At 63.2% G+C, this 15,612-nt stretch carries 14 protein-coding genes; 11 read left to right on the top strand and 3 right to left on the bottom strand.

The window, feature by feature from the left end:
- The first annotated feature begins 676 nt into the window (after window positions 1–676).
- The 4 genes from FJ974_RS20965 to FJ974_RS20950 all read left to right on the top strand — a co-directional run bounded on the left by FJ974_RS20965 (window position 677) and on the right by FJ974_RS20950 (window position 6,512).
- Complete coding sequence (locus FJ974_RS20965; protein ID WP_181177350.1) at window positions 677–3,388, top strand: hypothetical protein; 2,712 nt, start codon at window positions 677–679, stop codon at window positions 3,386–3,388.
- Complete coding sequence (locus tag FJ974_RS20960; RefSeq protein ID WP_140539274.1) at window positions 3,388–4,008, top strand: T6SS immunity protein Tdi1 domain-containing protein; 621 nt, start codon at window positions 3,388–3,390, stop codon at window positions 4,006–4,008. The genes FJ974_RS20965 and FJ974_RS20960 overlap by 1 nt, the downstream gene beginning before the upstream one ends.
- 579 nt (window positions 4,009–4,587) lie before the next feature.
- Window positions 4,588–5,046 (top strand): hypothetical protein, encoded by a 459-nt coding sequence (locus tag FJ974_RS20955; protein WP_140539273.1) that lies wholly within the window; start codon window positions 4,588–4,590, stop codon window positions 5,044–5,046.
- Window positions 5,047–5,348: 302 nt separating this feature from the next.
- Window positions 5,349–6,512, top strand: coding sequence for an IS4 family transposase (locus tag FJ974_RS20950; protein WP_140539332.1), 1,164 nt, complete (start codon window positions 5,349–5,351; stop codon window positions 6,510–6,512).
- Between the two features lie 47 nt (window positions 6,513–6,559).
- Here the strand turns inward: FJ974_RS20950 and FJ974_RS20945 are convergent, their stop codons facing one another.
- The 3 genes from FJ974_RS20945 to FJ974_RS20935 all read right to left on the bottom strand — a co-directional run bounded on the left by FJ974_RS20945 (window position 6,560) and on the right by FJ974_RS20935 (window position 7,673).
- Entirely contained in the window at window positions 6,560–6,877 is a 318-nt protein-coding gene (locus FJ974_RS20945; RefSeq protein ID WP_140536753.1) for a YMGG-like glycine zipper-containing protein, read from the bottom strand.
- Between the two features lie 201 nt (window positions 6,878–7,078).
- A complete protein-coding gene (locus FJ974_RS20940; RefSeq protein ID WP_140536750.1) occupies window positions 7,079–7,480 on the bottom strand; it encodes a type II toxin-antitoxin system HicB family antitoxin in 402 nt (133 codons plus the stop codon).
- Between the two features lie 4 nt (window positions 7,481–7,484).
- Entirely contained in the window at window positions 7,485–7,673 is a 189-nt protein-coding gene (locus tag FJ974_RS20935) for a type II toxin-antitoxin system HicA family toxin (protein ID WP_140536747.1), read from the bottom strand.
- Between the two features lie 67 nt (window positions 7,674–7,740).
- Between FJ974_RS20935 and FJ974_RS20930 the strand changes: the two genes are divergently transcribed.
- The 7 genes from FJ974_RS20930 (at window position 7,741) to FJ974_RS20900 (ending at window position 15,609) form a co-directional block, all read left to right on the top strand.
- A complete protein-coding gene (locus FJ974_RS20930; protein WP_140536744.1) occupies window positions 7,741–8,313 on the top strand; it encodes a hypothetical protein in 573 nt (190 codons plus the stop codon).
- 217 nt (window positions 8,314–8,530) lie between these two features.
- On the top strand, window positions 8,531–9,436 hold the full coding sequence (locus tag FJ974_RS20925) for a hypothetical protein (protein WP_140536741.1): 906 nt from the start codon (window positions 8,531–8,533) through the stop codon (window positions 9,434–9,436).
- Window positions 9,437–9,481: 45 nt separating this feature from the next.
- Entirely contained in the window at window positions 9,482–10,471 is a 990-nt protein-coding gene (locus tag FJ974_RS20920) for a Coat protein (protein WP_140536738.1), read from the top strand.
- Between the two features lie 315 nt (window positions 10,472–10,786).
- The gene (locus FJ974_RS20915; RefSeq protein ID WP_264296774.1) at window positions 10,787–11,380 is read left to right on the top strand and encodes an outer membrane protein; all 594 of its coding nucleotides are present in this window, start codon (window positions 10,787–10,789) and stop codon (window positions 11,378–11,380) included.
- A gap of 179 nt (window positions 11,381–11,559) precedes the next feature.
- Window positions 11,560–12,159 carry a hypothetical protein gene (locus FJ974_RS20910; protein WP_140536733.1) on the top strand — a complete coding sequence of 200 codons (600 nt, stop codon included), beginning with the start codon at window positions 11,560–11,562 and terminating at the stop codon, window positions 12,157–12,159.
- Window positions 12,159–14,639: a hypothetical protein gene (locus FJ974_RS20905; protein WP_140536730.1), complete on the top strand. Its 2,481-nt coding sequence runs from the start codon at window positions 12,159–12,161 to the stop codon at window positions 14,637–14,639. The genes FJ974_RS20910 and FJ974_RS20905 overlap by 1 nt, the downstream gene beginning before the upstream one ends.
- 325 nt (window positions 14,640–14,964) lie before the next feature.
- Window positions 14,965–15,609: a hypothetical protein gene (locus FJ974_RS20900; RefSeq protein ID WP_140536728.1), complete on the top strand. Its 645-nt coding sequence runs from the start codon at window positions 14,965–14,967 to the stop codon at window positions 15,607–15,609.
- Window positions 15,610–15,612: the final 3 nt, after the last annotated feature.

Genomic DNA, 15,612 nt, shown 5'->3' with positions numbered 1-15,612 from the left:
ATCTCACCCCAAGTGGGCTACGGCATGCACACATTTCCAAGCGGCTGGCTTTTGGCGATAGCGTGCATGGCAGCTTGGCGCATGCATTGTTTTATGTAGCGCTGGTCGACCCCCACTCCGTCTCGGCTTCGCCGAGCCACCTCTCCCCCGATCGACGGGGTAGAGGAAGGCGCCAAGCTTTTTGCCGTCAACGCTCGGCCAGCAACGCTCCCTTCCTTTCCCTCCGGAGGGGGAAAGGTGGCGCTGCGAAGCAGCGACGGATTGGGGGAACCACCTGGCAATCAAGCCTCGGCCTGATCAGTCACGCCAGTCACAGAAAATGTATGCATAGCGTGCCAAGTGGGGGGAGATGCCCGGCAGGGCAGAGGGGGGCGCTGTCCCGCCGGCCTTGCCGCGCTTTCTCAATATCCTTCGCCAGGTTTCTTAGTTGAAGCCCAGCCAGGCCCGCTCGAGGCAGGTGCTCTACGGCGCCCCCCTCTGTCCTGCCGGACATCTCCCCCACGAGGGCCCCACGAGGGGGAGATCAGCTGTCGCGCGCGCCGCGCCCTACGGACCAACCTCGCTCCTTTCACCATCCAGGCTCCAGCCGAACCTCACCATCCGCAACCGAACCGGCCGCCGCCTCGGCGGCTGGTCGCCGCGCGCGCTCTCAAACCGCCCGGGCAGGAAACAGCCAATGGTCCACATCATCCCCCTGTTCGTCGGCGAGCGCCGGCTCGATACCGGCAATGCGGTGCAATATCCGGACTCCTCGCCGATCGGCGCGGCCGTGCAGCAGCTCGGCGACAGGTGGCAGGCCGCCGCCGAGCGTTACGAGCAGCGCAAGGCGCAGCAGCAGGCCTTTGACACCGAGATCGCCGCACGCCGGCTGAACGGCGAGCTCGCCAAGGCCGAGGCCGATGCCGTGGCCAACGCGCCCGCCGACGGCGCCGGCCTGCACGAAGCCATGTACGGCCAGGTCGATCCGTACACCGGCCAGGTGGTGAAGACCGGCCTGTTCGACACGCTGTTCGGCAATTTCCTGAAGCAGGCGCCGCCCGAACTGCGCCCCGGTCTCGCCAGTCGCAAGGAAGCGCTGCGCGAGGCAGGCTCGATACGAATGGCGCTCCAGCAAAATCAGCGCCGCAAGCAATATGAGCAGGATCAGGTGGCGGAGGTCCACACCGCCGAGCTCAACAACATCGCGCAAAGCGACCCGAACGACACCGCCGCGTTCGACGCCTCCCGACAGACCGGCCTCGACCTCATCGCCAAGATGGACCTCGACCCGCAGATCAGGCTGCAGGCCGAAGCCGCCTGGCGCGCCAGCACGGCAAAGGCGCGCATGCAGGCGCTGATCGCGCAGGATCCCCGCCGCGCCGCCGAGATGCTGAGCGCCGGACCAGTGGCCGGCGACGGCATGGGCGAAACGGTGCGGGCGCAGCTTGGTGCCGGGGCTCAGGCGTTTGGCGAACGGCCGTCGCGGGATGGCCCGGCATCTATACCTCTCGATGCCATCACGTACCTGAACCCCGGCGATATCGCGGCGCTGAAGGCTCAGGCCAACAACGCCACTGCGGCCCAGATGGTCGGTGCCAATGCGCGGGTCATGCTTGCCGAGCAGAACGCGCCGGCCGTCATCGCCACCATCGGCAAGTACCCCGAGGAAGAGCCGACCGCTCAGGACTTCGTCAATGTCTACGGCGCCGACGAGGGTTCGAACCGCTTCGAGCATTTCCGGATCACCACCGGCGTCGCGAAGGCGTACTCCGATATGTACGCGGCCTCGAACCAGGCAATACATGCCGAACTCCTGCACTCCAGGCCTGGCTCCGGCAGTTCACTGGAAGCGCGTGAACGCTACGAAGTAAAGGCCGGTGCCGCCCAACTGATCATGGTCGCCCGCGACGCTGATCCCGTCGCCTACGTCAGTCAACTGTTTCGCGGCTTTGCTCCAGACTGGAACAAGATCTCGACGCCGGAGGATTTCCAAGCTGCCGTCAACTGGGCCCGGGCTGCTCAGCAGCAAATGGGTTTCAGGACGGTGTTGTCTGTCCCGCAGGAGTTCTCGGACAACCTGGGCGCAAGATACGTCGATAAGAGCGTGCCGCTGCAGCAGCGCATCATCGAGCTGAGCGAGAAATTCAAGGCAGTGCGCGACCCTGAGGCGCGCTTCACCTTCGCCGGACAGGTCTTTCAATCTGCCTTGGCTCGCATCCGGCAAAACGCGGCGGACGATCCAAAGATTTCCCCCGCAGAGTTGGAAGCCCAGGAAAGAGCTCTCCAAGCTAATTTGCTCGAGATGGCCGAGCATCCCGCTCGGGTGCGGTTCGACGCCGGCTCATGGTGGCAAAAGCCATTTGCGGCGGCGAACGACACTGTCAGGCTCATGGCCAACAGCGCGACTTTCGGTCAGGCGGATACGATTTCCGCCGGCTTGAACTCGCTCTTCTCCGACCAGAGCTACGCCGAACTACGGGCAGCCGAACAAGCCGAAACCGAAGACGCCGAGGACCGTGCCGGCTCGGCAGGTACCGCCGCGAAACTACTTGGCGCTTTCGTCACAGGCCACGGCCTTCAGAGCGCGGGCCTTACTTTCACGGGAAAATTCGGAGCTGAAGCCGTAGGGGGCCTGCGAGGTCTGTTTGCGCGAAGCGCTACGGCAGCCGCCGACGGCGCCGTGCTCGGTGGCGTCGATGCCGCTCTCAACGGCCGGGACGTCGTACCGGAAGTGGCCTCCGGCGTGGTTCTCGGCTCGGGCGGCAATGCGCTCGCTGAGAGCCTTAATGCGATTGGCGGGCAGGTCGCGAGAAAGCTGTTCGGCGGTCCTGCTTCGGACACCGTCGTAAACAGCTCAAATGCCTATCCCTTACCGGGCACACGGACCTCAGTTGATCCGCCCGCCGGCCAGCCATTTGTTGGTGAGAACGCGGCCGCCGCGGATGTCCTTTCTGCCCGGCAGCCATCAAAGCCACCAACCCCGGAAGGTGCATCGAACCAACCGACCGCAGAGGCTAGTCCAAGCTCAGCGACGGAACGCGGCCCAACCAATGGAGCTTCCGGCGGCCAAGATCTACATCTAACCTATATGTCTCACTGGACCGCGGCGCAGCGAGCGGCAGCTGATCTAAAGGTAAAAATATTGACGGAGGTCGCCACCGTGGTTAGCCATGCGGTCCGTGCCGGGAAATCTGCTAGGAAAATCTTCGAGGACGCCAGTTTGTTGATTCCATTCGGCAGCGATATCGATCATATGATTGACCTGCAACTGGGAGGCCTTCACGAGCTGTCCAATTTTATGCCGCTGGACGCGAGTGTAAATCGAAGTCTAGGCGCACAAATTTGGCATCAAATAAAAGACTTACCCATCGGAACAGTGATTAATAAGGTCACAATTGGAGAGCGATAGTGTTCGAAAAATTCCGAGAGAGCTTTGCGATAGACAGCAGGGTAGCCGAGGATCCAGGAAAGGCCGGCCCAGACACGGGTGTCGCGAGCTTGAACGAACTCTTGCGCGATTTCGGAGGGGGCTCATTCAAACAAGGCTTATACCGCATCATCCGTGGGCAGGATATTTCGGTCTGGAACGCCAGGATAAACTTGGGATTTCCGGAGACTATCGGGCGGGTTGCTTGCTTTGGCTACGACTGGCAGGGTTCTGCATTCGCGATTGACAACCAGAGGCTGGAAAAGGGACAGCCTGGTGTCGTCCTATTTGAGCCGGGCACCGGCAAGGCTCTTAAAATACCGGCCAACATCGAGACTTTCCATGATGCATTGGTGATTGAAAATCCCGACGCAGCGCTGGCTGCGAACATATATGCAGAGGACTGGTTGCCGAGTGGTGGAGCGCAGCCGGCTTATGACCAATGTATCGGCTACAAGACACCGCTTTTCCTCGGTGGCGAAGATGACATTTCCAACATGGAAATAACGGACTTGGAAGTTTACTGGCATATCATGGGGCAGATCATAGCTAAGGTAAAAGGACTGCCGCCGGGGACGCCCGTAAACCTCAAGGATGGCTGAGACGCCGACAGAGTTTACTCTGTAGTTTGATGCTAGCGCCATAGTCCGGGGTCGCTGGGAGGTACGCGGCGGCTTTCGCTGGGAGTAGGCTATAGATATCAGTGGTCATGCCCTCACACGATATGGTTGCGCACAGCCGAAAATGTAGATTAGTTAAATCTATACAATCTAAGATTGCAGCTGGGCGTAAGGTTGAGGACCGAAAGACGACTATCCTCGCCATTCGAAACTAAGGGGGGGTAAAAATGGGTGCAGGTTCTGCCGCGATGCTGCTCGGGGCTCTGGTTCCGACATTTTTGCTGAGCCGCTTGCTGCTATGGATCACAAGGCGCTGGAACGGTGGCGTGCCCCGCCTGTTGTTGGTGCATGTCATTTGCGGGGTGCTCGCCGTTGCCGCGTCCGCTTACGGCTACTCGGATAACGGGGCGCCCGATTGGTCTCATAGACTAGTTACATCGTCGCTCAGTTGATCTGGCTTGTCGTGGATTTTATTCGCGGCCGCCGCCGGCAAAGCCAGCCTGCGAGCTGACGAGGCATAGATCGTGGCGAATCTCAAGCACCTGGATTGATCCCTAGCCAATGGACAAACTTGCAAAGCCAGACTTCAGCAGTGTCACGCGCTTGCCCCCTGCTGATGTCAGCACTGGAGACGACGACCTCTATTCTGCCCGCGTCGAGGCCCGTCAATATCTCGAATTTTACAACTGGGTCCTATCCATTAAAGGCGAGTACCTTGGATATGGCGCCGAAGGAATAATCTACATTTTCCTGTTCGAGATAGAGCCTGGGCGTCCGGAGGTGAACCGATGGATTTGGGTGATCGTCGGCGACGTGCCGCCGGCATTTCTCCCTGCTGATGACGCTACCACGCCCTTCGAGGTCCTAGACAGCTATATCGGTGCCCTTGAAGAATGGGTCGAGGCAGCGCGAGAGGGGAAATCGGTGGCGGAATTGATACCGGTCAACGTCGATGCAACTCTGGCCGGCCGCCTCAAGTTCCTCGACGAGAGGATTTTGCCGGAGCTCAAAGGTAATTGAGCGATGTCAGCCGTCTTGGCTTTAGCGGCCGGGCGATCGAATGGAAATTACGGTGACAGTGCATCCGTTGTCGATGCGGCCATAGGTCGAGGGCTGTCTGCGCTCTTGGCAGCGCTCGACAGCGCCAGCATGTCAGACCTTCGCGCTGCCCCTCATCCCCCTGCCGGGACCCTTCTCCCCGTTGAACGCAGGGCTGTCCGGGGAAAGTGTTTGGTGAATCGAAATACCGCAGGCGCATGCCCCGTAAGACGGGGATTTTCCGTCTACCTTCTGGTTGTCGAGACTCAGAAAGGGGACGGGGCATGCGCTTTACGCCTAGCATTCTTGGCAAGCTGGTTGAACCGATCAATCGCCGCCGCTTCCAGACGATTGTGGATAGCCATGGCGGGGACGCCTACGACAAGTCGTTCAGAAGTTGGGACCATCTCATGGTGCTGATCTATGCCCAGCTCAGCGGTAGTGCGAGCCTTCGCAGCCTGGAAGCCGGCTGGAACGCCAACGGCCAGCATCATTACCATCTGGGCAGTGACGTGTTGCGGCGCTCGACCTTGTCGGATGCCGGCCGCAGGCGCCCCGTCGCCGTCTTTGCCGAGATCTTCGGCCTGCTCGCCAACCAACTCGACCGGCAGACACGCCGTGAGGGCACCGCTATGCTGCGGCTGATCGATTCCACACCGATCCCGCTCGGCAAGTTGTGCGGCTGGGCCAAGTCGAACGGTCGCATCCGCGGCATGAAGATGCACGTCGTCTATGATCCCAACGCCGATTGCCCGCGCATCCTCGACATCACCGATGCCAACGTCAACGATGCCCAGGTCGGCCGCACGATCGCCATCGAGAAGGGCGCGACCTATGTGTTCGACAAGGGTTATTGCCATTACGGCTGGTGGACGCAGATCGCCGCAGCCCAAGCTTTCTTCGTCACCCGACCCAAATCCAACATGGGGCTCGAGGTGCTCTCCGAACGTCCCGTCAAGGTCGCGCGGGGCGACGGCTTCACCGTTCTCGACGACGCTGAGGTGAGCCTTGCCGGCAAAACCCACTGCAAGCTGCCGATCAAATTGCGCCGCCTGATCGTCAAGCGCCAGGACGGCGACACCATCACGCTGCTGACCAACGATCTCAAGCGCCCGGCCGTTGAGATTGCCGCGCTCTATAAGGGCCGCTGGCAGATCGAACTCTTGTTCCGTTGGATCAAACAGCATCTCAAGATACGCAGGTTCCTCGGCAACAACGACAACGCCATCCGCCTGCAGCTCTTCGCCGCCATGATCGCCTATGCGCTGCTGCGCATCGCCGCCCGGACCTACCGCATCGCCATGCCCATCCTGCGCTTCACCGATCTGGTTAGCCAATGCCTGCTCGAGCGCCGAAGAATCGAGGCCATCAACAAGCCGCCTCCGATCAATTCGAGCCGCCGAAGGGATCGAACATCCCCAAACCAGTTGGGCTTCGATTATGAATAACTTTCCCCGGACAGCCCTGCGTTGAACGGGGAGAAGGTGGCTAACAATCAATAGTCGCCGTTGTAATACCGGTCGTCGCAGGGCGCGGTGTAGATGCGGCCGTAGCGGTCCTGATAGCGGCAGAGCTGGTCGCCGCGCCGCTGCGGGGTGGTGGCGCTGCCGACGACAGCGCCGAGCAGGGCGCCACTGGCGGCACCGATCACCGTGCTCTTGGTGTTGCCGCCGATCGCCTGGCCGACGAGAGCGCCGCCGGCGCCGCCCAGCAATGCGCCAGTGGTGGCCCGCTGCTGGCCTTCGGTCTGCGTCTCGCAGCCGGCGAGCGCGGCAGTCATCAGAACCGCGAGAATGGCCTTTTTGATGATCATCTCTAGAACTCCTCTGAAGCCCCAGGGACTGAGAAAAGGGGCGATTGCGCCAAGTGCGGTCGCATTGCGGCGGAACGGCGGCGAAGCCCGCTCACGAAGTGAGTCACGGTTTCCAGGCGGTTGAACGCCATGGTTTCCAAACCGGAAAGATCAGCATCAACAAAAGGATGGTGCTCCCGCCTGAATCAGAATGCGAAGTTCCTAGGCGGCCTCGTTACGCATCGCCTGCTTGGCGGCCGCAGTCAGGAACCCGGAACGGCTGTAGCCGTGGCGTTCGGCATAGCGGTCGATTTCGCTGAGCACGTCCTCCGGAATGGAGACGTTGACGCGCACGACCTTCGCCGCTTCGGCTTTCAGGGCGACCAGGATGGCTACGCCCATGCGGTTGTCGCTGTCGGCCATCACGTCATCGAGGGATGACGGCTCGGGAATGGCTTCACCATCCTCGACAAGGCCGTCGACGTGAAAGGCCAGCGCCTCCTCTGCCATGGCGCGGGCATCATCAAGGGTCGTGCCGGCCGTGACCACGCCCGGAAAGTCAGGGAAGGAGACGCCGAAATCGCTGTCGGCTTCCTTGTGAATCAGTCCGATATAGTGACGCATTTCTCTACCTCAGCTTCAGGCCGGATTGCTTCTCGATGCTTTTCAGCGTGCCGATCGGGATGTCGCGCTTGGGATGCGGGACGGTCACCCGGCCCGGTTTGCGACGATGTTTGAACTGGGCATGACTGCCCTTGCGACCCACCTCGAACCAGCCATCGGCCAACAAACTGTCGATGACATCCGCGCTCTTCATGTTGTGTATCGATACACACAATTCAAGAAGCCGTCCACAGAATTCCCCCCAAGAATGGAGAAATAACATGACCCGAGGACTTCCCCGGACCCTTTCCCGTGCCGCCGCCCGCGAGGCCGGCGTTGCGCCGCCGAAACTCGGGCTGAAGGCTGTGACCAGCGGGCAGGGCGGTGCTTACCGAACCGTCTTCACCTTCTCCGGCATGCAGGTGCCGGTCACCGATGCGTTGGCCTATGCCTCGCAGAAGATCTTCGACTTTTCCGACGGCAAGGTGCGCATCAAAGGCGGCACGGCAAGGCTGCAGTTTGCCGTGCTGACCACGCGCGCTTCCACTATAAACGACAACGCCGCGCTCACATGGTCGCTGGGCTCGGCTCCGGCGTCCAGCGCCACGCTCGCCAGCACCATGGCCAACGTGCTCGCTTCGACCGCCCGCGCGCTGGACGGCGCGGGTGCTGCGCTCTCCACGGCTTCCACCGCCGACATCGCTGCCGCCTCGACACTCGACGGCACGGCGACGCCGGTCGACCTCTATCTCAACCTGGCGTTTGCAACGGGAACCGATATCGACGCTGATGGCACGATTGCTGTGACGGGAACGATCACGCTGCTGTGGGAGAACTGGGGCGATAATGCGTGAGCGAAATCTCCCCCCTCGAGGGGGAGATGTCGCCGAAGGCGACAGAGGGGGTCCGTGCGCGTAGAACGCCGACCTCCTTTTGCTTTGCAGCACGTTGGCGCTCCATGCGCGGCGACCCCCTCTGCCTGCCGGCCATCTCCCCCTCAAGGGGGGAGATTTCGCGCCGCGACGCTGGCGCCCATCACTCACATCTCGAGTCTGAACAAAGGAACATCACATGACAGATCTGGCAGAGGCCGGGTCCGCGGCCGCTCGGCCGGCGGGCAACCTGGCGGCGCCTCCGGCTTCCGTGGACAACGGGTCCGCCCCGGCGGCCGGCAGAAGTTGGTTTGACGGTCTTTCCGAAGGCAACCGCAAGCTCGCTGAAGCCAAGGGCTGGAACAAGGCCGAAAGCCTCGATCGGGTTTTCACATCCTATGCGGAACTGGAGCGCCAGCAAGGCGAAAGCCTGCGCGTTCCGGCCAAGGACGCGCCGAAGGAGGAGTGGGACAGGTTCCATTCCAGATTGCCGGAGGCGATGCGTCCGCTGACCTCGGCCGAGAAGGTCGAATACCGGCGGCCTGAGAACCTGCCGGAAAACTTCGCCTATTCGGACGAACTCGCCAATGCCTCCAAGGCCTGGGCGGTCGAAGCGGGCGCCAGCCCGAAGATCGCGCAGGCCTATCACGACCGCTTCGTCGGCTACATGGCCGAGCAGGCTGCGGCCCAGCAGGCGGCGCTGTCGCGCTCGGTCGAAGCCACCCATGACGAACTGGTGCGCGACTGGGGGCCGACCGACAGCGACGGTTTTCGCCAGAAGCTGGAGGTCGCCAACCGGGCGATGAAGAAGCTCGGCCTGGTCAACGCCTACAAGCAGAAGGGCATCCTTCTGCCCGACGGCGCGCTGACCGATCCGCAGATCGCCCGGGCTTTTCACGCCATCGGCGAGGCGATGTTCCGCGAAGACACGATCGACGCCGACGGAGCGCCCAGGGGCCAAAACCCCTTCCGCCGCAACGCAGCCGGCGAGCGCAACATTTCGGCCATCTCCGCCCTTGTCAAAAGCGACCCTCAACGCGCCCGGCGGTTGGCCAGGGATGCGGGCGAAAACCCCGATCTCTGGATGCCCAACAACCCGCTTTAGCCGGGCGATTTCACCGCCTCAACCAACCCTCAAAGGAACAAAAGAATGGCAGACGCCTATACCCGCATCGCGGACGCGATCGTTCCGTCCGTCTATGCCCAGTACTCGTTCGAGGAGCACGTCCAGTCGCTCGAGATCTACCAGGCCGGCATCCTGTTTTCCGACCCGGCGATTTCCGCCAAACTCTCGATGGGCGGCCGCTCCGTCGACATGCCCGGCTGGAAGGACCTCGGCAACGATCCGTCGGAGCCGGTCAACGACGATCCGGCCGATTCCATCGAGATGAAGAAGATCGGCTCGCGCCGCGAGGTCGCCGCCCGCAATGTCCGCGCCCAGGCGTGGGGCGTTCCGGATCTGACCGCGATCCTTGCCGGCGACGACCCGCAGAAGCTCATCGTGCGCCGCCAGACCGAATATTGGCAGCGCGCCAACAAGCTGACCCTGCTCGGCATCCTGAAGGGCGTGCTGGCCGACAACGTCGCCAATGACGGCGGCGACCTGGTGCGCGCCACCGGCGCCTCCATCGTCGACACCGACATCATCGAGGCGGCCTACCTGATGGGCGATCGCGCGGACAAGTTCCGCACCATCTGGATGCATTCCAAGCAGATGAAGGCCCTGAAGCTCGCCGACCTCATCGACTACGTGCCGTCCTCGGAGCAGGGCGGGCCGCTGATCCCCTATTACATGGGGCTGCGCTGCGTGGTCGACGATGACATCCCGCAGGCTGCGGGCGTCTACACCGCCTTCATGTTCAAGGACAAGGCGATCCTGTGGAACGAGCTGCCGGTGAACTCCGAGGGCGGTCCGCTGGAGTTCGACCGCAAGCCGCGCCAGGGCCATGGCGGCGGCGTCACCGAAATGGTCGGCCGCCGGCATTTCGTGGCGCATGTGCCGGGCACCCGCTTCCTCGACGCTTCCACCGCCGGCGAATTCGCCACCGACGCGGAACTGGCACTGGCGGCGAACTGGGACCGCACCGCGTCGAGCGTCAAGAACATGAGCTTCATCGCGCTGAAGACGACCGAGGCGTAGGGGCAAGACCGAAGGCTTTCGACCACAGGCGACCGGAGAGAAGCCCCGCCCGCAAGCATCGAAAGCAAAGCTCTCGTCCGTGAGCGGAGGGAGCAAGGGGTCCAAACTGGCAGGGGCAGGGGCGAGAAACTCCAGCCCCCTGCCGAGCGTCTGGGCAGTGTGGTTTTCGTGACACTGTGTTCCGTTTGCTACAGCACCCTAACCCGATATTTGCTTATGGTTCCTCGCAGCGAATTTGCGGGGAATCCAATGAAATCCATTTTGCTTGCTTCGGCCCTTGGCGTTGCACTGTGCGCACCGGCAATGGCCGCTGACTTGACGGCACCTATCGTCACACCGGAATGGACGTGGCAAGGTCCGTATGCCGGTGCCTTCGGCGCCGGAACGCTCGAGCACTTCAAGATCCATGCTCCCGGCGCTCCCGCATTCACCGACACCAAGAAGAATGTCGGCTCGGCGACCCTCGGCGGCTTTGCGGGCTATAATTTCCAATCCGGCAAGATCGTCTATGGCGTTGAAGGCGAGCTTGGCTACCGCTTCAAGAAATCGAGTTTTACCGGGGTTACTGGTCCAGGCACTCTGAACGTATCGACCGGCCTTTTTGGATCGCTGAAGGGCAGGGTCGGCATGGACATGGGAAATTATCTGCCGTACCTGACCGCGGGCGTCACCGCGGCGAAGCTGAAGACCTTCTGGCCCGGCGGCTCGGCCGAGCGGGACGCCACTGTCGTTGGCGGCATTGTCGGCGCCGGTGTCGACGTGGCGCTGACCCACAACGTCTTCCTGCGTGGCGAATACGATTTCTCTTTCTTCGGCAAGAAGACGCTGAGCTACTGCCCCGGCAACTGCTTGTTGGAACATACGGTCCAGACGCATGATTTCAGGGTTGCCGTCGGCATGAAATTCTAGACCGCAGCCAAGCTCTGCCTTCGACGCGCCGGGGGTTTCCTCCGGCGCGTTTCATTTGAGCCGCCCCTCAATCACGTCGGATTCCACTTCGCGCACATCCTTTATCCTTTCGAAATCCAAGCCGCCTCGGGCGGCTTTTTTCATGCCTGCAATTCCCACCCACCACGGATCACCGACCCATGGCCATCACCCCGCTCGACATCGCCAACATGGCTTTAGCCGTTCTCGACGAGGCGCCGATCGACAGTCTCGATCAGGATGTCAAGGCGGCCCGGCTCTTGAACTTGCATTTCGACCTCACCCGCGAGGGCGAGTTGGCCAAGCATGCCTGGGTGTTCGCCATCCTCTCGGCCTCGGTCCCGGCCTCCGACACCGGCAGCGGCGAATGCACGTTGAACTTTGTCTATGAACTGCCGGCCGACTGCATCCGCCCGCTTCCCTTGACCGACAACGGCGAGCCGGACGGCGTGCCGATCTCCTGGCGCCAGGAGGCTGGATTGATCTATTCCGATCGCTCGGGTCCGCTGACCATCCGCTACATCGCCAACCTCACGGACCCCAACGACTGGGATGCGCTGTTCACCGAAGTGCTGGTGGCGGCGCTCGCCATCAAGATTGCGCATCCGCTGACCCACAAGGCCGGCATGATCGATGTCGCCCGTGCCGCTTATGATCGTGCGCTCGACGCCGCGTTCTCGGCCAACGCCATCCAGCGCGGCGGCCGGCTCTACGCCGGCGCCTGGGCGACGCAGCGCGGTGATTTCCGGAGTCTTCGTTAATGACGGCGCTTTATCCGATCCAGGATGTCTTCACCCGCGGCGAGATCTCGCCCAGGCTCCATTCCCGCGCCTCGCTCGACCTTTACCGCGCCGCGCTGGCGAAGTGCGAGAACTTCGTCACGCTGCCGCATGGCGGCATCCGGGCCCGCGGCGGCACCTACTTCGTCAACGAGGTGAAGAACTCGGCCAGGAAAACGCGCGGCATTCCCTTCATCTTCTCCTCCGACCAGGCCTACTGCCTGGAGTTCGGCGACCTCTACATCCGCGTCTATGCCTATGGCGCGCGCGTCGGCACGGTCGAGATCGCCTCGCCCTATCTGGAGGCCGACCTGTTCGACCTTGCCTTTGTGCAGTCGGCCGACCAGATGTGGATCACCCACCGCAACTATCCGCCCAAGGTGCTGACGCGCACCGCGCACACCGTCTGGACGCTTGACGATTTCGAGTTCCAGGACGGCCCCTATGACGACATCAACGACACCGCGACCACGCTGACGCCGTCCGATACCGGCCATTTGACGCCGAAGATGACCTCGAACACGACGCCGTCCGGCACGGCTTCGGCGACCGCCGCAAGCGCCGACGACTACAAGATGTTCGATCGCGACAAGACCCAGCACCTCATCTTGTCCGGCGGCGGCGACGGTTTCATTCGCTATCGCACCGCCGGCGGCGCTCAGCGGGTGGTCGATGCCTACTGGCTGACGGCATCGAGCAAGGCCACCCAGGCCTATGACTTCTTCACGGCATGGGAGATCCAGGGCTCGAACGACGGCGTATCCTGGACCACGCTCGACACGCGCACCGGCGAGCTCGGCTGGGGCAACGGCGAGACGCGCTTTTATGATTTCCCCAACAAGTCCGCCTTCGAATACCACCAGCTGGTCTTCAGCGGCGGCGGCGGCGATGACGCCAACAATTCGATCGCCGCCGAACTCGCCTTCCACGTCGCGGCTTCCGACCAGACGCCTTTCGACCTCACCGCATCGGGAACCGCCGGCATCAATGACGGCGCCGGCTTCCAGGTCACCGATGTCGGCCGCGCCATCCGGCTGCTTGGTTCCGACGGAGTCTGGCGCTGGGCCAGGATCACCAGCCGCACCAGCACCACCGTCGTCAAAATCGTGCTGTACGGCCATGCCTTGCCCAACACCAACCCGATCACGCGCTGGCGGCTGGGCACCTTCGTGCCCGGCAAATATGTCGAGTCCGGCTCGCTCTATGAGGAGCGCCTGGCCTTCAGCCGGCGCTTTTCGGTGTATGCGTCGGTCACCGGCGACTTCGACAATTTCGCGCTGGGCGAAAAGGACGATGACGCGCTGGAATTCGTCCAGGCCGGCGGCGGCCAGGCCAACGACATCGTCTGGATCGCCGATTCCGACGGCGCGCTGCTGATCGGCACCTCCGGCGGCATCCGCGCGCTGTCGGGCTCCGGCATCGACGAGGCGCTGACGCCGTCCTCGTTCAAGAACCGCCGCTCGCGCACGCTCGGCTGCGCCCGCATCCGCCCGGTGGATGCGGGGCAATCCTTCCTCTATGTCACGCGCTCGCGCCGCGCCATTGCCGAGCTCACCCAGGTGCAGACCGGCCGCTACCAGTCGGACGATATCGGCCAGGTTTCCGAACACATCGCCAAGCAGGGCGTGGTCGAGCTCGCCTTCCAGACCGATCCGGACCCGATGCTGTGGTTCCCGCTCGATAATGGCGAGCTTGGCGGCTATACGCACCAGCCAAGCCAGGAGGTGCGCGGCATGCACCGCCACCGCCTTGGTGGAACCTTCTCGGGCTCCGCCCCTGATCCCACGACTTGGGCAATTGTCGAAAGTGCGGCGGTAACCCCCGGACAGAACGGCGTCGACGACATCTGGCTGTTCGTCAAGCGCACCATCGGCGGCGTGACCAAGCGCTTCATCGAGATCATGCAGCCGCCCTTCGAATACGGCCTGCTGGAGGACGCCTTCCAGGTCGATTGCGGCCTGACCTATTCGGGTGCTGCGGTCAACGTCGTCTCCGGCCTCGGCCACCTCAATGGGCAAAAAGTCGACGTGCTCGCCGGCGGCAAGGTTTTTCGCGGGCTCACCGTCGCTTCGGGCCAGGTGACCTTGCCCGGCGGCGCCACCGCGGCGAAATGGCAGGTAGGTCTACCATTCCAGTCTGAGGCCGACACGCTGGAACTCGACGTCGGCGGCCAGGACGGCTCGCTCATCGGCCGCCGCAAGAAGGTGGCAAAGTTGATCCTGTCGCTGCTCGAAACCGACACGACCGGGCTTCAGGTGCAGTCCTTCCTGCGCGGCCGCTGGGAGGCCGTGCGCATGCCCTCGATCGTCGCGCCCGACGGCAAGGCAAAGCTCTACACCGGCAATATCGAGGTGCCGATCGACGACAGCTGGGAGGGGCAGGGCCGGGTGAGGATCCGGCACGTCAACCCGACGCCCTGCACGATACGGGCGTTCACGCCGGTATTCGAGGCGGAGCCGTAACATCTCCCCCCTTGAGGGGGAGATGTCGCCGAAGGCGACAGAGGGGGTCGGTTCGACCGGGCTCGACCGCCTCGCGACCGAAAGGCGCCGGCGCTTCACGCGCGGCGACCTCCTCGATGCTGCTGATCTCCCCACTTGAGGGGGAGATGGCCGGTCCACCCTCCGCAGCTGCTGCGGAGGACGGGCAGCCAGAGGGGGTTGGTTCGTCCTGACGCGACCTATGACGAACGAAGTTGGCGCTCTATGCGCGGCGACCCCCTCTGTCGCCTTCGGCGACATCTCCCCCTCGAGGGGGGAGATTCCAACCACCAAGGAACCCACCCCAATGACACTCCCCCATGCCGAGCATCTCGGCAGGGCGCGGACAGCTGCGGATTTCGCCGCCGTCATCGCCTTGCTCGACACCGACCTGAGCTGCGCCGTCGCCAGCCGCCGCGACCTTCAGCAGGCGGAGGACCGCGCCATTCTGGGCGATGGCGATCTCGCCGCCGCGCGAGCCAGGCTCGACGACTGCAACATGGCCATCGCGATGCTGGAAAAAACCATCGCCGCCGCAAGCAGCCGTCGTGCCGCCGCGGCCGAGAGCGAGGCCCGCGCCGATATCGAGGCGCTGGGCGAAGAGATCGAGGGCAAGGCGGCATTGCTGGGCGCCCGCTGGCGCGCCGCCCGCCGGCTGGTCGAGCAACTGCGCGAGGAACTGTTCGAGGCCGATGCGCTGACGCGCGCGATTGCCACCGCCAACGGCCTGTTCGATGCCGCCGGCCTGCCGCGCCTGAGGATAAACCTGGCTGCCGCCCGCCGCGCTGCCATGGCCGGCCCGCGCGCAGCGGCGCCCGCGCGCCTCAGCCGCGCCGGTCTCGAGGCCGACCGGCTGCTGCTGGCGCTAATCGGTCCCGGCGGCGCGCTTGACCCGCGCCCGTCGCTGCGGGCGCCCGTGGCGGCCAAGAAACCCAAGACCCGGCGAGGCTGAACC

Source organism: Mesorhizobium sp. B1-1-8 (assembly GCF_006442795.2).
Lineage (GTDB): Bacteria > Pseudomonadota > Alphaproteobacteria > Rhizobiales > Rhizobiaceae > Mesorhizobium.
This window is presented reverse-complemented; position numbering and strand designations above follow the sequence as displayed.